The sequence below is a fragment of the Sphingomonas sp. Leaf62 genome, from assembly GCF_001421915.1.
Taxonomy (GTDB): Bacteria; Pseudomonadota; Alphaproteobacteria; order Sphingomonadales; family Sphingomonadaceae; genus Sphingomonas.
The window spans coordinates 1-2,231 of sequence record NZ_LMLN01000016.1 but is presented as its reverse complement, the minus strand read 5'-3'; the positions used below and the strand labels follow the sequence as shown (position 1 = coordinate 2,231).

Annotated in this window: 3 protein-coding genes; all 3 read right to left on the bottom strand. The window is 61.5% G+C overall.

Going from position 1 to position 2,231, the window contains the following annotated elements; all coding sequences use genetic code 11:
* Positions 1–214: 214 nt before the first annotated feature.
* The 3 genes from ASE91_RS20100 to ASE91_RS20090 are packed head-to-tail and all read right to left on the bottom strand — an operon-like array spanning position 215 to position 1,803.
* A complete protein-coding gene (locus ASE91_RS20100; protein ID WP_235530393.1) occupies positions 215–613 on the bottom strand; it encodes a hypothetical protein in 399 nt (132 codons plus the stop codon).
* Positions 610–1,284 carry an AAA family ATPase gene (locus ASE91_RS20095; protein ID WP_200911222.1) on the bottom strand — a complete coding sequence of 225 codons (675 nt, stop codon included), beginning with the start codon at positions 1,282–1,284 and terminating at the stop codon, positions 610–612. The genes ASE91_RS20100 and ASE91_RS20095 overlap by 4 nt, the downstream gene beginning before the upstream one ends.
* 42 nt (positions 1,285–1,326) lie before the next feature.
* On the bottom strand, positions 1,327–1,803 hold the full coding sequence (locus ASE91_RS20090) for an AAA family ATPase (protein ID WP_200911221.1): 477 nt from the start codon (positions 1,801–1,803) through the stop codon (positions 1,327–1,329).
* Positions 1,804–2,231: the final 428 nt, after the last annotated feature.

Below are 2,231 nucleotides of genomic sequence, written 5' to 3'. Positions count from 1 at the left end.
CGAGCGGCAAGCGCAGGTAGCTTAACCTCGTGTCTACCAGACCGGCAGCAGCTCAGACTGCATCATGTGGAGAGCGGTTCGCGTTAGACTGACAGCACCGTTGTCTTGCCCGAGCCAGCACCCGCAACCATGACGAACGATCGTGGGACTTTGCAATCGAGGCAGGCGCGGACCTCGATGTCCGCCGGCGTGTCGGGGCTGCCGATGCGGCTGGTCACGCGGCAACCTCGCTATCCGGCTCGAGCGCAGCAGCGGCGTCGGCCCCGGCACCGGCCATCTCTTCCGCGCCCACCTCGTCGTCGGGCTCGGGGTCTGGGGGTGCGATTCCAGCTTCGAGCCAGCGAAGGCCGTCAGCGATGTATTCCGGCACAACCCAGGTTGCGGGATCCTCGGCAAGTAACGCGAGGGCGAAGTCGGTCTTGCTGAAGCTCTTCGCCTGTACGCGCTTGTGAATGCGGGCGGCCAGCTCGCCGAGATGCTTCTCGTCATTCTTGGCAATGCGGAGCTGGAGCGGCTTTCGGTCCTTATGTTGGGACCAGGCGAGGTTCTTGAGCGCGAACGCTTCCTCGAGCGTGCGGCCTGCCAACGAAAGCGTATCGCCACCCCAGATCACATCGGTGCGGCATTGATATCCATAACCTTGCGGATGAAGGCCTGCTGCAACTGGGCGTGGAGATGCGCCTCGGGCTCCTCGATGAAGATCAGATGGACTGGCGGGCGGTTCTCCTCGATCGCCAGCCACTGGGCGTGCAGATCGAGAAGCTCGACCACCATGAACATGAGGTTTTTAAACCCCAGCCCGTTGTAGTGGTCGGGCAGCGTCGGCGGATCGGGCGCGCAATCATCCGGGCCAACCGCATAGTGGACCAGCGCGCCGTCGCGGTTGCTCATAATCTGAGCCGGATCGAGCGCCGATCGTATCATCATCCGCGGGTTCGACAGCCCGGGATAGCCGAGCTTGGCGAGGCTCCTGAGAGTCGGCTCGAACACGCGCTCGAGATGCTCGTTAAGCGAAACTTCGGACGCGGCGAGCGCCCGAAGGGCGTCGAGATCCTCGCCCTTCTGCTCGGGATTGCGGCCGTAGAAGCGGCTGAGCACGCGCGACAGGTCCTCCGCGCGGGCACCGCCAGGACTATCCGACAGATGGCGCTGGGTGTTGAGGAAATCGATCCGGAGAATACCGTTTAAAATCTCGCGCCCGCTGCGATCGCGTCCTGCGAGCGAAGCCGGGACGTAGCCGATTTCGGCGACCATGTTGGCGTCGAACTTCGCCGGGTCGAGCACGAAGTAGCGTAGCTCATATTCGTCGTTCAGATGATCGCGCAGCTAATCGCGAAGGTGTCGCGGGGCCGGGTCGAACACCGGGACATCATGTTCGTCCTTGTCGACCGCGGCGAGGGCGCGATCGCGCGCGTCGATATATCTGGCGCGCGTGGCCTGAGGGTCGATCGGAGCATAGGCGACGCGCATTCCAACAAACGTGCTGTCCCACGCGAGGCTCGGCAGGAGATCGATCGCGCGGTGGACGTCCTCGGCGCCAATCTCCAGCCAGATATCGATTTCCACGGTCGGCAGCGCAGCGCCTTCCTCGCCGGCCCCGAACGAGATGATTTCCGGCCATAACTCTGCGCTGAAATCATGGATATTGAAACGGCCATGCCCGGTGAACAGTTGAAGAGCGTGCCCGACCGAGGTCTTTCCGCTGTTGTTGGCGCCGACGAAGATCGAGATATCGGAGGCGAGATCGATAACGACGTCCTGCAACCTACGAAAGTTGCGGACAGCCAGCTTCTTCGAATGCATCCTCATCCCCCGGCTTCGCGTGATGCCGACGCTTCACATAAACCGACAATCAGGTCCGTATCTTAGCTCCATTCTCGATATTGGGCGAGCATTGGAATTGTCGATATTGCGGTCAGATTGGATGAGACCATTGCGCTGAGGACGTGCCAGGAGCTTGGTCCTTCAAGTTCGCTTTCGACGGAATGGAACTCCGAAGACGACAGTTGCAAATGTGCCCACTTCCTACGGTTGCGCGTCATGGGTGCGGTCGCAGGAAGCACTGGCCGGTGCACATTAACGAGCGTCCGAAGCTGGGAGTCTCGCCGACGCCGCTGAACGTCGTCTTATGAGTCTCAGCATCGGACATGCTGTTTGGAAACAGCCCAATTTGTCGATCCGACGAACTCCGCGAGATGCTGTCCCGACAGCCAGGCAGCTTCGATCCGCGG

What these genes read in the sequence shown, in the direction of transcription:
- ASE91_RS20090 (WP_200911221.1), bottom strand. Translation starts at nt 1,803, where the DNA reads ATGCATTCGAAGAAGCTGGCTGTCCGCAACTTTCGTAGGTTGCAGGAC.